The organism is Priestia flexa (assembly GCF_021441905.1).
GTDB classification, from domain to species: domain Bacteria; phylum Bacillota; class Bacilli; order Bacillales; family Bacillaceae_H; genus Priestia; species Priestia flexa.
The window spans coordinates 3,199,357-3,216,371 of sequence record NZ_CP090431.1 but is presented as its reverse complement, the minus strand read 5'-3'; the positions used below and the strand labels follow the sequence as shown (position 1 = coordinate 3,216,371).

General features: G+C 37.0%; 20 protein-coding genes and 2 other annotated features. Of the genes, 18 read left to right on the top strand and 2 right to left on the bottom strand.

All coding sequences use genetic code 11. The features are described from left to right. Nucleotides 1-9 precede the first annotated feature (9 nt). The 14 genes from ytaF (at nt 10) to LZP85_RS16485 (ending at nt 11,963) form a co-directional block, all read left to right on the top strand. Nucleotides 10-642, top strand: a complete 633-nt coding sequence (ytaF, locus tag LZP85_RS16550; protein ID WP_025907237.1) for a sporulation membrane protein YtaF — start codon at nt 10-12, stop codon at nt 640-642. A 20-nt stretch (nt 643-662) separates the two neighbouring features. Further along, nucleotides 663-1,259 carry a dephospho-CoA kinase gene (coaE, locus tag LZP85_RS16545; RefSeq protein ID WP_025907234.1) on the top strand — a complete coding sequence of 199 codons (597 nt, stop codon included), beginning with the start codon at nt 663-665 and terminating at the stop codon, nt 1,257-1,259. Between the two features lie 154 nt (nt 1,260-1,413). Then, on the top strand, nt 1,414-2,445 hold the full coding sequence (locus tag LZP85_RS16540; RefSeq protein ID WP_025907232.1) for a glyceraldehyde-3-phosphate dehydrogenase: 1,032 nt from the start codon (nt 1,414-1,416) through the stop codon (nt 2,443-2,445). Between the two features lie 339 nt (nt 2,446-2,784). Then, nucleotides 2,785-3,165: an adenosylmethionine decarboxylase gene (gene speD / locus LZP85_RS16535; RefSeq protein WP_025907230.1), complete on the top strand. Its 381-nt coding sequence runs from the start codon at nt 2,785-2,787 to the stop codon at nt 3,163-3,165. A 173-nt stretch (nt 3,166-3,338) separates the two neighbouring features. Continuing rightward, nucleotides 3,339-3,722, top strand: coding sequence for a hypothetical protein (locus tag LZP85_RS16530; protein WP_025907228.1), 384 nt, complete (start codon nt 3,339-3,341; stop codon nt 3,720-3,722). Between the two features lie 239 nt (nt 3,723-3,961). After that, entirely contained in the window at nt 3,962-4,423 is a 462-nt protein-coding gene (gene nrdR / locus LZP85_RS16525) for a transcriptional regulator NrdR (protein ID WP_025907227.1), read from the top strand. 64 nt (nt 4,424-4,487) lie between these two features. Further along, nucleotides 4,488-5,915, top strand: a complete 1,428-nt coding sequence (locus tag LZP85_RS16520) for a replication initiation and membrane attachment family protein (protein WP_119543293.1) — start codon at nt 4,488-4,490, stop codon at nt 5,913-5,915. A gap of 24 nt (nt 5,916-5,939) precedes the next feature. Then, complete coding sequence (dnaI, locus tag LZP85_RS16515) at nt 5,940-6,872, top strand: primosomal protein DnaI (RefSeq protein ID WP_025907224.1); 933 nt, start codon at nt 5,940-5,942, stop codon at nt 6,870-6,872. A 94-nt stretch (nt 6,873-6,966) separates the two neighbouring features. Next, nucleotides 6,967-7,830: a sporulation protein YtxC gene (gene ytxC, locus LZP85_RS16510; RefSeq protein ID WP_206782162.1), complete on the top strand. Its 864-nt coding sequence runs from the start codon at nt 6,967-6,969 to the stop codon at nt 7,828-7,830. Between the two features lie 387 nt (nt 7,831-8,217). Next, a complete protein-coding gene (thrS, locus tag LZP85_RS16505) occupies nt 8,218-10,155 on the top strand; it encodes a threonine--tRNA ligase (protein WP_119543233.1) in 1,938 nt (645 codons plus the stop codon). Nucleotides 10,156-10,327: 172 nt separating this feature from the next. Beyond that, nucleotides 10,328-10,453: a sequence feature (ribosomal protein L20 leader region), on the top strand. 66 nt (nt 10,454-10,519) lie between these two features. After that, complete coding sequence (gene infC / locus LZP85_RS16500; protein ID WP_025907220.1) at nt 10,520-11,023, top strand: translation initiation factor IF-3; 504 nt, start codon at nt 10,520-10,522, stop codon at nt 11,021-11,023. A 21-nt stretch (nt 11,024-11,044) separates the two neighbouring features. Beyond that, complete coding sequence (gene rpmI / locus LZP85_RS16495) at nt 11,045-11,245, top strand: 50S ribosomal protein L35 (protein WP_013059426.1); 201 nt, start codon at nt 11,045-11,047, stop codon at nt 11,243-11,245. Nucleotides 11,246-11,283: 38 nt separating this feature from the next. Then, nucleotides 11,284-11,643, top strand: coding sequence for a 50S ribosomal protein L20 (gene rplT / locus LZP85_RS16490; RefSeq protein ID WP_061784963.1), 360 nt, complete (start codon nt 11,284-11,286; stop codon nt 11,641-11,643). Between the two features lie 65 nt (nt 11,644-11,708). Continuing rightward, entirely contained in the window at nt 11,709-11,963 is a 255-nt protein-coding gene (locus LZP85_RS16485; RefSeq protein ID WP_224840013.1) for a DUF1294 domain-containing protein, read from the top strand. A gap of 426 nt (nt 11,964-12,389) precedes the next feature. Here the strand turns inward: LZP85_RS16485 and LZP85_RS16480 are convergent, their stop codons facing one another. Further along, nucleotides 12,390-12,767 carry a hypothetical protein gene (locus LZP85_RS16480; RefSeq protein WP_374955884.1) on the bottom strand — a complete coding sequence of 126 codons (378 nt, stop codon included), beginning with the start codon at nt 12,765-12,767 and terminating at the stop codon, nt 12,390-12,392. Between the two features lie 122 nt (nt 12,768-12,889). Between LZP85_RS16480 and LZP85_RS16475 the strand changes: the two genes are divergently transcribed. Further along, nucleotides 12,890-13,378: a dUTP diphosphatase gene (locus LZP85_RS16475; protein WP_119543232.1), complete on the top strand. Its 489-nt coding sequence runs from the start codon at nt 12,890-12,892 to the stop codon at nt 13,376-13,378. 71 nt (nt 13,379-13,449) lie between these two features. Beyond that, nucleotides 13,450-14,535: a M42 family metallopeptidase gene (locus tag LZP85_RS16470; protein ID WP_119543231.1), complete on the top strand. Its 1,086-nt coding sequence runs from the start codon at nt 13,450-13,452 to the stop codon at nt 14,533-14,535. 38 nt (nt 14,536-14,573) lie between these two features. Here the strand turns inward: LZP85_RS16470 and sspI are convergent, their stop codons facing one another. After that, the gene (sspI, locus tag LZP85_RS16465; RefSeq protein ID WP_061784967.1) at nt 14,574-14,780 is read right to left on the bottom strand and encodes a small acid-soluble spore protein SspI; all 207 of its coding nucleotides are present in this window, start codon (nt 14,778-14,780) and stop codon (nt 14,574-14,576) included. 104 nt (nt 14,781-14,884) lie between these two features. On the opposite strand from sspI, the gene LZP85_RS16460 reads away from it, so the two are divergent. Both LZP85_RS16460 and pheS read left to right on the top strand, forming a co-directional pair. Continuing rightward, the gene (locus LZP85_RS16460) at nt 14,885-15,643 is read left to right on the top strand and encodes a TrmH family RNA methyltransferase (RefSeq protein ID WP_025907196.1); all 759 of its coding nucleotides are present in this window, start codon (nt 14,885-14,887) and stop codon (nt 15,641-15,643) included. 48 nt (nt 15,644-15,691) lie between these two features. Further along, nucleotides 15,692-15,920, top strand: a binding site (T-box leader). A 52-nt stretch (nt 15,921-15,972) separates the two neighbouring features. Then, entirely contained in the window at nt 15,973-17,007 is a 1,035-nt protein-coding gene (pheS, locus tag LZP85_RS16455; protein ID WP_025907194.1) for a phenylalanine--tRNA ligase subunit alpha, read from the top strand. Nucleotides 17,008-17,015 lie beyond the last annotated feature (8 nt).

Sequence of the window (17,015 nt, the reverse complement as noted above, 5' to 3'; positions counted from 1 at the left end):
CTCTTTAAGATGATTTCACTTTCTTTAATACTAGTAGCTTTTGCAGTAAGCCTAGATAGCTTCAGCGTAGGATTAACATACGGATTGCGAAAACTTAAAATTCCGTTTAAATCAATTTTAATTATTGCTTGTTGTTCCGCGTTTACATTAACGCTTGCGATGTTTGTCGGCAAAATGATTACGCATTTATTTTCTCCGGCTGCGCTTGACACCATTGGTGGCATTATTTTTGTATTGTTGGGCATGTGGATTTTGTATCAATTTTTTCGTCCTGAAGAAGAGGAAACAGCAAAGCTGGAAGAAAAAATCATTTTTAAAGTAGAAATAAAATCCATTGGCTTGGTCATTAATATTTTGAAAAAGCCGACGACAGCAGATTTAGATAAATCAGGCTCTATTACGGGAGTTGAAGCGTTAATTTTAGGTATCGCGTTATCATTGGATGCATTTGGAGCTGGAATAGCAGCAGCTTTATTAGGTTATTCACCAGTCATATTGGCCATCGCAGTAGCGGCAATGAGCTTTATTTTTCTTACATTAGGAATTCAAATTGGAAAATGGTTTTCTAAACTAGCTTGGATGAGGATGTTTTCATTTGTACCAGGTGTTGTATTGATTTTAATGGGAATATTGAGATTATAAGAAGTAAAAGGGAGAACATTATGACGATTGTTGTTGGTTTAACGGGTGGAATCGCTAGTGGAAAAAGTACGGTCTCAGCGATATTCCGTGAAATGAATATACCGGTAATCGATGCTGATCAGATTGCAAAAGAAGTCGTTCAGAACGGTAGAGTCGCTTATAGTAAGATTGTTGAGGCATTTGGAAAAGAGATTTTACAAGAAGATCTAGAAATTAATCGTGCTGCTCTTGGTCAGATTATCTTTCATAACGAACAGGAGCGTCAAAAGCTCAATTCAATTGTACACCCGGAAGTTCGAAGTGAAATGTTAAAGCAAAAAGAACAATTGATTGCTGAGCAATATCAGCTAGTTGTGTTGGATATTCCACTTTTGTTTGAAAGCAAATTAACGTATCTAGTAGACCAAGTTATTGTTGTCCATGTAAATGAACTTGTGCAGCTTGAGAGACTACAAAAAAGAAATAACCTCTCTAAAGAAGATGCATTAGCGAGAATTAAGTCTCAACTGCCTTTAACTGAAAAGGCAAAGATGGCAGATTTTATTATTGATAACAATGGAAGTATAGATGAAACAAAAGAGCAAGTTATAAAACTTGTATCAAAATTAACAAATTGAGTTGGAGAGAAGTCATTCTTTCCAGCTTTTTTTAATATATGTAGAATAAGACAACAAAATAATGTGCAATAATTCTTCATTTTAAAATTATTTATGTTATACTATTTTGTATAAAAAGTTAATTAGTATAACATATTTGTTAGGGGGAATAACCATGAAAGCACGAATTGCAATTAATGGTTTTGGGAGAATTGGAAGAATGGTTTTTCGAACAGCGATTGAAGAGGAAAAGTTAGATATTGTTGCAATTAATGCAAGCTATCCTGCAGAAACTTTAGCGCATTTAATCAAATATGACTCCATTCATGGTCCATTTGCTGGAGAAGTTATCTGTGAAACAGATGCGTTGATTGTAAATGGTAAAAGAATTCAGCTACTTGACTCGCGAGATCCACTCTTATTACCATGGAAACAATTACAAATTGATTTAGTAATTGAAGCAACTGGAAAATTTAATTCTAGAGAAAAAGCGCAGTTACATATTGAGGCTGGTGCTCAAAAAGTTGTCTTAACAGCACCTGGTAAAGATGAAGATGTCACAATTGTAATGGGAGTAAATGAAAAGGTGCTGGATGTGCATAAGCATCACATTATCTCAAATGCATCTTGTACGACAAACTGCCTAGCGCCTGTTGTCAAGGTATTAGACGAGGCTTTTACTATTGAGAACGGTTTAATGACAACGGTTCACGCATATACGAACGACCAAAAAAATATTGATAACCCACATAAAGATTTACGACGCGCGCGCGCATGCGGTCAGTCCATTATTCCTACAACAACTGGGGCTGCCAAAGCATTATCACTTGTGCTTCCTCATCTCAGTGGGAAATTACATGGTATGGCGCTGCGAGTTCCAACGCCAAATGTATCGCTTGTAGACCTCGTTGTTGATGTTAGGAAAGCGGTAACAAAAGAAGCGGTGAATAAAGCGTTTATTCAATCCGCAGAAGGTCCACTACAAGGAATACTGGCATTTACAACAGAACCGTTAGTATCAATTGATTTCAATACAAACCCCAATTCAGCAATCATTGACGGCTTATCAACCATGGTCATGGATGAACATAAAATTAAAGTATTAGCGTGGTACGATAACGAATGGGGATACTCACAAAGAGTAGTCGATTTAGTAAAATATATTACAGCAGAGATGATTCAAAATTCAAAGCTAAAGGTTGGATAAATAAGCGAGGCAATCATGCCTCGCTTTTTGTATTTGAATTCATTGTTTGTTCTAACTGAGATAGGGAACTAATAAATGAGAGGTCTTAAAAAGTGGTGGGGCAGAGAATAAATCGAGTTTAGCTACGGATTGCAAATTTAAATAAAATCACGTGTTGCAAAATGAGTCTAAACAAAGTATACTATGTTTCGTGAACTTCTTGTGTACCTTTCGGTTATGTATCTACTTAAAGGGTTAGGACCTCTCTGGACTAACTTTCCCCCGTGGTAGTTAACATGCTATATGGCGAAAGAATTTCATATTTAACGATTAAAAATTGTTAAAGGGGGAAATATCATTATGGAAACAATGGGTCGTCACGTTATCTCAGAATTATGGGGTTGTGATTTCGATAAGTTGAATGATATGGATTATATTGAAAAAACGTTTGTAGATGCAGCACTAAAAACTGGAGCGGAAGTTCGTGAGGTTGCGTTTCATAAATTTGCACCTCAGGGCGTAAGTGGGGTTGTTATTATTTCAGAATCACATTTAACTATCCACAGCTTTCCAGAGCATGGGTATGCAAGCATCGATGTATACACATGTGGAGACTTAGATCCAACAATTGCTGCTGACTATATTGCAGATGAACTAAATGCTCAAACACGTGAGACAATTGAAGTACCGCGTGGAATGGGTCCTGTACAAGTAAAGCAAACGAAAGCAAATGTACTTTAATAGTATAAAACAAAGCTAAGAACAATTAGGGACTGCTCTATAAATTGGACTCGCCATTTATAGACAGTCCTTTTTAGATACAAAAATACCGTTTATCCATTATAATAAAGAAAGTAGCTAGGGTATCTTTAGTAGCTATAGCGATTATTTTGATAAAAAGGAGTCTACACAACATGGGGATTATTCAAAAAGTAAAGTCAGTTTTTTCGAATCATTCTGAAACTAGGGACCACCACGAAAATCCAAAGTTACAAACACATTACTACAAATCAACAGCCTCTCAAACATTTACTCAGGTGCAAAATTTATTGAAGAATATGAATGGAGTAGAAATTTTAGCCGCTTATGAAGAGCGTGGAGAGATTAGCTTAAACGTGTCAAAGGGGAGAAAGGCGTTTGTTGTTATTACGATTATTTCATTACGACCTTTTGAAACCGCTATCGATTTTTCGGTTACAACGGAATCAAAAGTAATGCCATTCGATTTTGGTTATAGTAAAGAATTAATCATCTTTTTTTATAAATATTTTGACCAACATTTGATTGCTATTAAGTAAGGGAAATAAAGTGTATTAAACAAATAAAGCTGTGTAGCGCCTTTATCTATTGGAAAACAAATGTTTTAGGAAATAAAATTTCAGAATTCATTCTCCTTCACTTGTATTCAAGCTTTGTTTTCTATAATATGAAAAGAAAGTGAATTTTTATTTTGAATTTCTAACGTACATAAGTGGTTAGTTCGTACAAGCTGCTTAGTTTATACAAATATAAAAGGTTATTTATTGGAGTTGAGAAGATGAAATGTCCTTCCTGTCAGTATAATGGAACGAGAGTGTTAGACTCACGGCCTGTTGAAGAAGGTCGTTCAATTCGCAGACGGCGTGAATGCGAAAGTTGTCACTATCGTTATACAACATTTGAAAAAGTAGAAGAGCCACCTTTAATTGTAGTGAAAAAAGATGGGGCGCGTGAAGAGTTTAGCAAAGAGAAAATTTTACGCGGTTTAATAAAGGCATGTGAGAAAAGGCAAGTTAGCTTAAAACAATTAGAAGATACTGTACATGATATTGAATCTGAATTGCGCAGTCAAGGTGCATCAGAAGTGCAGTCAGACGTTGTTGGGGAAATGGTAATGGAAAGACTAGCTGCTATCGATGAAGTATCGTATGTACGCTTTGCTTCTGTTTATCGTCAATTTAAAGACATTAATGTATTTATTGATGAACTAAAGGAGTTAATTAAGAAGGAAAAATTATAAAAGAGCTATTAAAGAGATTTTTTTAGCTCTTTTTTGCTATTTTAGAATTGGGTAGGTAATGATGATGAATGAGCAACATTGGAAAGAAATTATTCCAGTTGACCGTTATGTTGTGAGAACGAGCGGCGTTATTCAAGAATATGATCGAAAAGTGTTAACAACTCTATATCAACCGTTAATTGGAACCGTGTGCTATGGCTTATATATGACGTTATGGAGTGAACTAGAACAAGGACGCTTATGGGGAACAGAAGTAACGCATCATCACCTAATGGCCGTTATGCAAATGAACTTGAAATCCATTTATCAGGAGCGATTAAAGCTTGAAGGTATTGGCTTATTAAAAACCTATATGAAAGAAGAAGACGGGGGAAGAGTTTATATTTATGAGTTAATTCCACCATTAACACCACAGCAGTTTTTTGATGATGGTGTTTTAAACGTCTACTTATACAATCGATTAGGTAAAAATGTATTTCAAAAAATTAGACGATATTTTATGGATCCAGCTGTGGACCACAGTGAGTTTAAAGATGTTACTCGTTCATTTAATGATGTGTATAAGTCAGTACAAACGACAGAGCTCACGTCAAGTTTACAACGAGAGAACCAAGATGTCTTCAAACCAAGTGGAGATCTGGACTATGTGGATAATTCACAAAGAGCTAATATAACAATTAAGGATGCTGGCTTTGACTTTGATTTATTTTTGACAGGGTTAACTGAGTCTATGATTTCGAAAAAAGCAATTACAGCCAAGGTGAGGTTAGCAATTGAAAAGCTAGCATTTTTATATCAAATTGATGCTCTGCAAATGAAGAATGTGGTCTTGGACGCGTTGAACGAAAATGATCAAGTAGATATTGAGCTGCTTCGAAAAGCTGCTAGAAACCATTATCAGTTTGAAAATGGAGAAGCGCTACCTAACTTAAGTGAACAAATTCAGCCGCCGTTATTGCGAACTATGGAACATAGAGAGCCAACTTCTCAAGAAGAGAAGTTAATTAAGCAGTTAGAAGTGACGTCTCCAAGACAGCTACTGACAGACTTGTCCGGTGGAGCAACGCCTTCTAAAGCAGATTTACAAATGGTTGAAGACGTTATGTTTCATCAAAACCTTTCTCCAGGTGTTGCTAATGTACTCATTTATTATGTCATGCTAAGAACGGATATGAAGTTATCAAAAGCATATGTGGATAAAATTGCAGGACACTGGGCTCGTAAAAAGGTAAAAACAGTGGAAGAAGCGATGGTCATTGCGAAAAATGAGCATAAAGAATACCAAAACTGGGCTGAATCTAAGCAAACGGCGACGAAGAAACAAAGAACGATTCGTAAAGAGATGGTGCCAGATTGGTTGAAAGAAGAGTCTGAAGAGAAAAAGAAACCTCAAAGTCAAAAAGAAGATTTAGACTTTGAAGAAGAAAAGCGGAAACTTGAAGAAGAGTTAAAACAGCTTGATTTAGATTTAAAGAAAAATCGTGAAGATTAATGAATGGAAAGGAGAGGTGATGGGGTGAAGTCAATCAATGATTCGCTAAACAAACTAGCAAATAATCAAGGTTTCAAGGAACGATTTGAAACGTTAAAATCAGAAGTACTTTCTGATCGTAATGTCCAAGATTTCTTAAGGAAGAATCGAGATCAATTGGATGAAGGTATTGTAGAACGAGGTCTCATTAAGATGCATGAATTTAAAGGACAAAGCAAAGAGTGTCAAGACTGTCCATCCCTGCAAAGCTGCGTTAATATGATTAAAGGTTATCAGCCAAAGCTTGTAATTGATGGTAAAAACATTGATGTGACCTATGAGCGCTGCCCTCGAAAAGTAACTGAAGATGAACGCAAAGAGCAAGAATCATTTATCCAGTGTCTTTATGTACCGAAAGATATTTTAGGTGCTTCCATGTCAGATATTGAAATTGAGCAAGGAAGGCTTGAAGCAATCAAGTTAGTACGAGATTTTGTCAGGGAGTATGAACCTAATAAGAAGATGAAAGCTCTTTATCTACATGGATCGTTCGGTGTTGGAAAAACATACTTTTTAGGTGCCATTGCTAATGCTTTAGCTGAAAAGAAAGTAAAATCAACGATTGTATATGTTCCTGAATTCTTACGTGAGCTTAAAGGATCTTTTCAAGATAAAACCTTTAACGAGAAGATTGAATACGTTAAAAAAGTGCCTGTCCTAATGTTAGATGATTTGGGAGCAGAATCCGTAACAAGCTGGATGCGCGACGATGTATTGGGTACCATTCTTCAATTTCGAATGTTAGAAAATTTACCTACTTTCTTTACGTCAAACCTAAATTTTCAGCAGATGAAGCACCATTTAACGTATACGCAAAAAGGCGAGGAAGAAGAGCTAAAAGCTGCCCGCATTATGGAACGAATCAAGACGTTAGCCACTCCTGTAAAGGTAGAAGGTGAAAATAAACGTAATAAATGAGCAGTTCTTTTACATTTCATGTAAGGACTTGCTCATTTTTTTCATGTTGCCCCATATATATAAATAAAGCGTGTCCAAAAGGGGGCTAACATTAGTGAGAATTTTCTTTAAGTATGAGAAAGAAGCAATTGGTATTTACAGGTCGCTATGCGCGAAACGAAGCGCTTTATCATATGCTCCGCAATGCTTTAAACTTGTGAACAGTCAGCTTCTAGTAATTGACGTGACATATAATCGAGACGAAATTGTACACGATATGCTAATCCCAGTATTGACAGACTTTATATTAGAGCAGAAAGAAGAGACGATTTTAAGTGAGATTTTGACACAGAAATTTTTCTATACGGATGAACAAGAGCTACAGCTTATGATAGACATGGTCTATCATATTGTAGAAGGTGAGAAAGTTGACGTACCTAAACGTGACTTTCCGATGCCTAAAGATTTATTAATTAGAGAAGCGCTTCAAGATTTTCTGGTTAACAACGTTACGTTTACATTTGAGTCTTTTCTCCAGTTTCGATTAAAGAACTATCGCTCTCGCTTACAGTACTATTTAGAAATCGCTATTGATGAATATAAACTAGAATATGAATATCAAATGTTTGTTGAACAGCTGAGACAAGTTATTTTAACGGAGGAAGCAAGTTGCGAAGCTGTACATGTTGTGCATTCACAAGAGAACGAATTTCAACTCTATGATGAAAACTTTGGATTGCTAACAGTGAATCAGCGTCAACATCTGGCTGAAGAATTTATGAAAAAGAATGAGTCGTTATACATAGACCCATCCGTTATAGCGCCTCTCATTACACTATCTCCGCAGCATATTTATATTTATAGTGATCGTGAGAATACACATGATTTCATTTATACTATTCAAAATCTTTTTCAAGAACGAGTGGTCATATGCACAAAACAAGAAGCGGCATTTTTAAAAAAAGAGAATCTGACTTGAGAGGTTGATTTCTATTTTAAAAATGAATATAATAGGCTCATATTGTAAAAATTTTAATCAGCGATAAGTAATGATGAGGACATGAGTTTATATTTACGGTTTATTAGAGAGAGAATCCGTGGCTGAAAGATTCTTAACACGATTTATATCCTTACCACCTCTAAACTTCAGTAGTAAACAAGTATTTTACTTTAGTAATTACTGACGGAATTTCCGTTATCAAACCTCGAGCTGTCTTTCATTGTGCCTTGTTAAGCAAAAAGACAGAAACAAGGGTGGTACCACGTGTATACACAACTCGTCCCTTATTAAGGGACGAGTTTTTTTATTTGCGTAAATAACCAGTTTATGCAAGATTATATTGAGATAAATAAGGAGTTGAATCACATGTCAGAAGTTATTTCAATGACATTTCCAGATGGAGCAGTAAAAGAGTATCCTAAAGGTACAACCACAGAACAAATTGCATCATCAATTAGCCCAGGGCTAAAGAAAAAATCAATTGCGGGTAAAGTAAACGGTGAGCTTTTAGATTTGCGTACACCAATCCATGCAGACGGTCAGCTTGAAATCATCACACAAGATTCAGGTGAAGCACTTGAGATTATGCGTCACAGTACGGCGCACTTAATGGCTCAAGCAATTAAGCGTGTTTTTAAAGATCAAAAGGTCCAGCTTGGTGTAGGACCAGTTATTGAGAATGGATTTTATTATGACATTGATATGGAGCAATCCATTACACCTGACGATCTAATTGAAATTGAAAAAGAAATGAAGAAGATTGTAAACGCCAATATTGATATTGAGCGTCGCGAAGTGTCTCGTGAAGAAGCAATTGAGCTTTATAAAGAAGTTGGAGATGAATTAAAGTTAGAGCTTATCGATGCTATTCCAGCAGGTGAGACTGTAACGGTTTATCACCAAGGAGAATTCTTTGATCTTTGCCGAGGTGTCCACGTTCCATCAACAGGAAAAATTAAAGAGTTTAAACTGTTAAATATTGCAGGTGCTTACTGGCGTGGAGATAGCAACAATCAAATGTTGCAGCGCATTTATGGCACGGCATTCTTCAAAAAAGCAGATTTAGATGAGCACTTACGTTTATTAGAAGAAGCGAAAGAGCGTGATCACCGTAAAATTGGTAAAGAGCTTAACTTATTCACAAACTCACAAAAAGTTGGACAAGGTCTTCCATTATGGTTACCAAAAGGTGCAACAATTCGTCGCGTTATTGAGCGCTACATTGTGGATAAAGAGGTTGCGTTAGGTTATCAACATGTGTATACACCAGTCCTAGGTAGCGTAGAGCTATATAAAACATCAGGTCACTGGGATCACTATCAAGACGGTATGTTCCCAGCAATGGAAATGGATAATGAAGATTTAGTTCTTCGTCCAATGAACTGTCCACACCATATGATGGTATATAAAAATGATATCCACAGCTATCGTGAATTACCAATTCGTATTGCAGAGCTAGGTACGATGCACCGCTATGAAATGTCAGGTGCACTTGCAGGTCTTCAGCGTGTTCGCGGTATGACGCTAAATGATGCACATATCTTTGTTCGTCCAGACCAAATTAAAGACGAATTAATTCGTGTGGTTCGCTTAGTAGAAGCTGTATACAAAGACTTTGGCTTTGAAAATTACTCGTTCCGCTTATCGTATCGTGATCCAGAAGATACAGAGAAATACTTTGATGATGATGCAATGTGGGAAAAAGCACAAACCATGTTAAAAGACGCGATGGATGAGCTTGGCTTAGACTATTACGAAGCAGAGGGTGAAGCAGCATTCTACGGTCCGAAGCTAGACGTTCAAGTTAAAACGGCTCTTGGAAAAGAAGAAACTCTTTCAACAGTGCAGCTGGACTTCTTATTGCCAGAGCGTTTTGATCTAACATATATCGGTGAAGATGGAAAACAGCATCGTCCGGTTGTTATTCACCGAGGTGTCGTATCAACAATGGAGCGCTTTGTTGCTTTCTTAATTGAAGAATACAAAGGGGCATTCCCAACATGGTTAGCACCTGTTCAAGTTCAAGTGATTCCAGTATCGCCAACTGTTCACCTAGACTATGCAAAAGAAGTTCAAGAGAAACTTCAGTTAGCTGGCGTACGTGTGGAACTAGATTCACGTGAAGAGAAAATTGGCTATAAAATTCGTGAAGCTCAAATGCAAAAAATTCCTTACATGCTAGTAGTGGGAGATAAAGAAGTAGAAGAAAAAGCGGTTAATGTTCGTAAATACGGTGAGCAAAATTCAGAAACTGTTGATTTTGAGCAGTTCTTAGCAGGATTAAAAGTAGAAATTACTCGCTAATGAAAAAGCGGAGAGGGCAACCTCTCTGCTTTCCTTTTTAAAAAAAGTAAAAAAAATGTTGCATAAATGTTTTTCCTTTGGTAAAATGATTTTTGTTGTTAAATAAAGAACGAAATCATTGACTTTTGTCTTTGTTGATACTATAATAGCTTAAGTAATTGAATACTTGTTTGTGCAGAAGAAGAAGCACCCGCTTCTCACCTGATTGACGCGTATAGAGCAGTTAGCAGGTTGACATCGTATTTACTTTTAACGATAGTAGTGTGGGTGCATTGTGTACTCACGCTTTTTTGCGTGTATACCAATATCTACACAAGCGTATTCATTCATTAAACCTTGGAGGTGGCTACTTATTAGCAAGGACATGATGGTAAACGAGGGCATTCGAGCTCGCGAAGTTCGTCTAATTGATCAAAACGGTGAGCAATTAGGAATTAAATCAAAAAATGAAGCACTTGATATTGCTGCACGAGCAAATCTTGACTTAGTAATGGTTGCTGCAAACGCGAAACCACCTGTATGTCGTATTATGGACTACGGTAAGTTCCGCTACGAGCAACAGCGTAAAGAAAGAGAAGCTCGTAAAAACCAAAAGGTTGTTAACTTAAAGGAAGTTCGTTTAAGCCCAACAATCGATGAGCATGATTTTAACACAAAACTTCGTAACGCACGTAAGTTCCTTGAAAAAGGTGATAAAGTAAAAGCGTCAATTCGTTTTAAGGGTCGTGCTATTACTCATAAAGGAATTGGACAAAAAGTACTTGATCGTTTTTCAGAGGCTTGCGCTGATGTTAGTTCAGTTGAATCAGCTCCAAAAATGGAAGGACGCAGCATGTTCCTAGTGCTTGCACCTAAAAACGAAAAGTAATAGAACGAGGAGGAACACCCCATGCCAAAAATGAAAACACATCGTGGCGCTGCAAAGCGTTTCAAAAAAACTGGAAGCGGTAAGTTAAAGCGTGCTCGTGCTTACACTAGTCACTTATTCGCTAACAAATCTACTAAACAAAAACGTAAATTACGTAAAGGTTCTTTAGTAAGCAAAGGTGACTTCAAACGTATTCGTCACTTATTAGATAACATTAAGTAATTTGGGTTGAGATAGAAACATAACAGGAGGTAACAATTATGCCACGCGTAAAAGGCGGTACAGTAACACGCAAACGTCGTAAAAAAGTTTTAAAATTAGCCAAAGGTTTCTTCGGTTCAAAGCATAGATTATACAAAGTTGCTAATCAGCAAGTAATGAAATCATACATGTATGCTTATCGTGACCGTCGTCAGAAAAAACGTGATTTCCGTAAATTATGGATTACACGTATCAATGCAGCAGCTCGTATGAATGGTCTTTCTTACAGCCGTTTAATGCACGGATTAAAATTAGCAGGTATTGAAGTTAACCGTAAAATGCTTGCTGACTTAGCTGTAGCTGACGAAAAAGCATTTGCTGAATTAGCAGCAGCTGCTAAAAAAGGCTTAGAGAAGTAATTTCTGCTAAAAAGTCTTGTTACCACTAGGTAGCAAGACTTTTTTGTTTATTGGAGGGATTATCTTTGCTTTTAATGATATACGCGATACTTATCAACCTTATTGGCTTATATGTAATGAATGCAGACAAAAAAAGAGCTCAGCGAAATGAATGGAGAATCAAAGAGCAAACACTTTGGACGATTGCCATTATCGGAGGAGCTCTAGGTGCAACCATTGGCATGAATCTTTATCGTCACAAAACAAAGCACGCAAGCTTTCGTTTCGGTCTGCCTGCTTTGGTGGTTGTTCATTTGGCATTATTGCTAATCTATATGTAGATGAATAATTTGAAAAATGAAATGGGAGAAGCCATGAACAAACATCTTGCTTTTTATTTTTAAGGCTATTGTTTTAGATAGATGTAGTAGTAGGCTTCTTATCTATGAGTTAGAAGAAAACGTTTCAAACGTAGAGGTTAATGGAGCTGAATATGCAAAGTAGAGAGCGTTTTTAAAATTCCTTCAAGAGAGTAATCTCATCAAAAGGCTTCCCTATCCAAAAGCCCCGTGATTGAAATGAAAGATGTGATACTTCAGCAGGACTAGCGAGTCAGGTGAGACCTCACAGTATACAAGGAGGGTCGGCGCTCTCCCTGCGGAAACGGAACAATCTGGAATGGAAATCACACTAAGCAGAGAGGCCTTCTTCAACAAGAAGTAAGCACACTGTTTATCAAAAGCTTTCTCAATAAAAAAGCCCAAAAGCTATTGCTTTTGTGGCTCTTTCTTTAAAAACTCTCGTACGGGACTTTTCCAGCTAATAATGGCTTTTGGGTATAAAGTTGATACCTTAGCAGATACCAATCTGATATCCTCATGAGTTAAATCATTGAGCTGGTCAGGATTTTTTAATAACATAGTAATAGAAAAAATTTGTTCATTTATATATTTTTCGCCTTCAAACAAAACACCTTTATACGTTAACTCCAAATTTTTACGAACATTTTCTGCTTCATCCACCACGTAAAATTCATTTTGCTCTTTGGCTTGCATTAATTTTCGTTTTGGATTTCGAACATATCGTATAATAAAAAGAACGAAATAGACTAATAAAGCAATTACTAATAGTCGCATTAAGAGCACAATCAAAGCGATATCGCCTCCTTGCCGAGGGTTGTTTCCTAACAGTACGTATAAAGGGCAAAAAGGTTTCATTTATTTTTAATTTTATATTAATATTTATTTTATTTTAGGAGAGATTAGATATGAACTTACAGTCTTTATTTAACATGCAGCGCCAGCTAGATCAACATATTGAAACAAATCATAACCTTCAAAACGAAGACTTGGTTTCCCGCAAACTTCTTGCTTTATTAGTAGAATTAGGCGAGCTGGCTAATGAAACGCGTTGTTTCAAATTTTGGAGCCTAAAACCGTCGGCAGATAAAAAGGTTATTTTAGAAGAGTTCGTAGACGGTGTTCACTTCTTATTATCTTTAGGAATTGAATGGGGATTTGATTCAATTGAAGAACTTCCGGTTAAAGCGGACAAAGAAACTGCAACAGAACAATTTTTACATGTGTTCTCTTTGCTCACACAATTAAAAGGAAGCGTAGATCAAGAACAGTACATAGAAGCATTCTCTTCATACATGGGTCTTGGAGAAATTCTTGGCTTCGCAGCTGAGGAAGTGAAAACGGCTTATATTATGAAAAATGAAGTGAACTTTAAGCGTCAAGACGAAGGGTATTAAGAAGAAAACATTTCCTCTGAAAATGCTTTCTTATATAATAAAAGATATACATATGAAAGGGGTATGGATAAATGAAAAAGTTAGATGAAACATTACAAATGTTAAAAGACTTAACTGATGCAAAAGGTATTCCTGGAAACGAACGCGAACCAAGAGAAGTGATGAAAAAATATATTGAATCTTATGCTGATAGCATTTCAACAGACGGACTTGGAAGCCTTATTGCCAAAAAAGTTGGTGATGAAAAAGGCCCTAAAATTATGGTTGCAGGTCATTTAGATGAAGTTGGCTTTATGGTCACTCAAATTGATGATAAAGGCTTCATTCGTTTTCAAACTGTAGGTGGCTGGTGGTCGCAAGTTATGCTAGCGCAACGTGTTACAATTGTAACGCGCAAAGGCGATATTACAGGAGTTATCGGTTCTAAACCTCCTCATATTTTACCTGCTGAAGTACGTAAGAAGACGGTTGAGATTAAGGATATGTTTATTGATATCGGTGCATCTAGTCGTGAAGAAGCAATGGAATGGGGCGTAAAGCCTGGCGATCAAATTGTTCCGTATTTTGAATTTACCGTTATGAATAACGAAAAAATGCTTTTAGCTAAAGCGTGGGATAACCGTATCGGCTGTGCTATTGCTATTGATGTGCTCAAGAATTTAAAGGGTCAAGAGCATCCAAACGTTGTATACGGTGTTGGAACAGCGCAAGAAGAAGTTGGTTTACGCGGTGCAAAAACGTCAGCCAATCTTATTCAACCTGATATTGCATTTGGCGTAGATGTAGGTATTGCTGGTGATACGCCTGGAGTGTCTGAAAAAGAAGCAGCATCAAAAATGGGTGACGGTCCACAAATCATTTTATATGATGCATCAATGGTTTCTCACAAAGGTCTACGTGACTTTGTAACAGATGTAGCAGATGAAATGAACATCCCATATCAGTTTGATGCGTTATCAGGCGGTGGTACTGATTCAGGAGCTATTCATATTTCAGCTAACGGCGTACCTGCACTATCTATTACAATTGCAACTCGCTATATTCATTCACATGCCGCAATGTTACATCGCGATGATTATGAAAATGCGGTGAAGTTAATTACAGAAGTTATTAAAAAACTTGATGGTGAAACGGTTAATAAAATTACGTTTGAATAAAACAAAAGGTGCACTCGATTTGAGTGCACCTTTTGTACTTACTTTAAGCTATTTTCAAGTGTTGTTAAAATTTCTTCTTTTTCACTTTTAGGCGAGTTTTCCCATAGTACTTCGAAAAGTACACCTAGACCTGGAAGCATTTTTTCTTCACCGCTTTTGATAGCATCCATAATCGTTGCTTCAAGCTCTTCTTGAGAATTACCTGAAACATTTGATATAATAGCATTTCGTAAATTAAGATCCATCGTGATCACCTCAACTATAGATAGTAAAATCAAAAATAGTTTGTGTATGTCACATTCAATTTATGTATCGTAACTGAAATTGATAAATAGAGGAGTTATGTTTGGTGAAGCGAATTGATTCCGTGAAGAACCCACAGGTTAAACTATGGAAAAAATTACATACAAAAAAAGAGCGCGATAATCAAGGTTTATTTTTGGTGGAAGGCTTTCATCTTGTCGAAGAAGCTTTAAACCAAAGAGAAATGATTAAGTATCTCATTCTTGCTGATAATGTTGATATTCCATCGCATTGGAATGTTGATACGGTTGAGATGATTGTGGTGACGCCTGCTGTTATTAAAGCAATTGCTGATACAGAAACCCCTCAGGGAATTGCAGCCGTTTGTTACCAAAACCAATCATCATCCGTCTTACAGACAGCGCGTCGATTAGTGCTGTTAGATGCCGTCCAAGATCCAGGTAACGTAGGAACCATTATTCGTACAGCAGAAGCTGCTGGAATCGATGCAGTCATTATTGGAGCAGGCTGTGTAGATGTTTATAACAGTAAAGTCATCCGTTCGACTCAAGGTGCAATCTTTAACTTGCCTGTTATTAAGAAAGACTTAATTAGTGCGATTAAAGAACTAAAGGAATGTGGAGTTAGCGTGTATGGTACATCATTACAAAATGCTTCTGTGTACACGGAAGTTGAAAAGCCAGAAGCTTTTGCTCTGATTGTTGGTAACGAAGGGCAAGGTGTAAGCTCAGCGGTGCTGAATGAAACGGACCATAACCTATATATACCGATATTTGGAAAGAGTGAATCGTTAAATGTAGCAATTGCATCAGCAATTTTAATGTACTATTTACGTGGAATGTAGTTGCAACGGCTAGCCGTTTTCACTATAATAATACAATAGCTAAATATGCGAAAAGCAGTGATAGAGAGCAGTAGCTTATGTAGCGTTATTCAGGGAGAAAATGCCGTGACTGAAAGCATTTTTATAAGCGCAATAAGTGAATTCACCTCTTGAGTTGACACTTGGACCATCATTTTTGATGTAAAGGTGTTCCGGATATTCCGTTAACGTTAATGAAGTGAACTGTGCAGATGCATGGTTAACAAGGGTGGTAACGCGATTAAACCTCGTCCCTTTTTGGGAGAGGTTTTTTTATTTGCAATTTTTTAAAACAAAAGGAGGATTATTCAATGAAAGAGCGTTTACAAGAGCTGCAACAAGAAGCGATTGTTAAAATTGATGACTCAAAAGATTTAAAAGCATTGAATGATGTACGTGTAGCTTATTTAGGAAAAAAAGGACCAATTACAGAAGTACTTCGCGGAATGGGGAAATTATCTGCTGAAGAGCGTCCTGTAATGGGAGCACTTGCAAATGAAGTGCGCGAAGCAATCGCTTCAAAGATTGAAGAAAAGCAAGCGGCGCTAGAAGCAGAAGAAATCAACCGTAAACTAGCTTCAGAAACAATCGATGTGACACTTCCTGGTCGACCAGTTAAAGTCGGTACACATCATCCGCTAACAAGCGTAATTGAAGAGGTTGAAGATTTGTTTTTAGGCATGGGCTATGAAGTAGCTGAAGGACCTGAAGTGGAGCAAGATTACTACAACTTCGAAGCGTTAAATTTACCAAAGGGTCACCCAGCACGTGATATGCAGGATACGTTCTATATTACTGAAGAAACGTTATTACGTACTCATACATCAACAGTACAAGCCCGCGTAATGAATGGAAATGAAGGGAAAGGTCCAATCAAAATCATTTGTCCTGGTAAAGTATATCGTCGTGATGATGATGACGCTACGCATTCACATCAATTTATGCAAATTGAAGGTTTAGTTGTAGATGAAAATATTCGTATGAGTGATTTAAAAGGAACGCTTGAGGTATTTGTGAAAAAAATGTTCGGTGCAGAGCGTGAAATTCGTCTACGTCCAAGCTTTTTCCCATTTACTGAACCATCTGTTGAAGTGGACGTATCATGTGCTAAATGTGGAGGAAAAGGCTGTAATGTTTGTAAGCAAACAGGCTGGATTGAAATTTTAGGTGCTGGTATGGTACATCCAAATGTACTTGAAATGGCCGGCTATGACTCTAAAAAATATCGCGGCTTTGCATTTGGAATAGGCGTAGAGCGTATCGCTATGTTAAAGCACGGCGTTGATGATATTCGTCATTTCTATACAAATGATGCTCGTTTCTTAAATCAATTCAAACAAGTATAAAGGAGGGA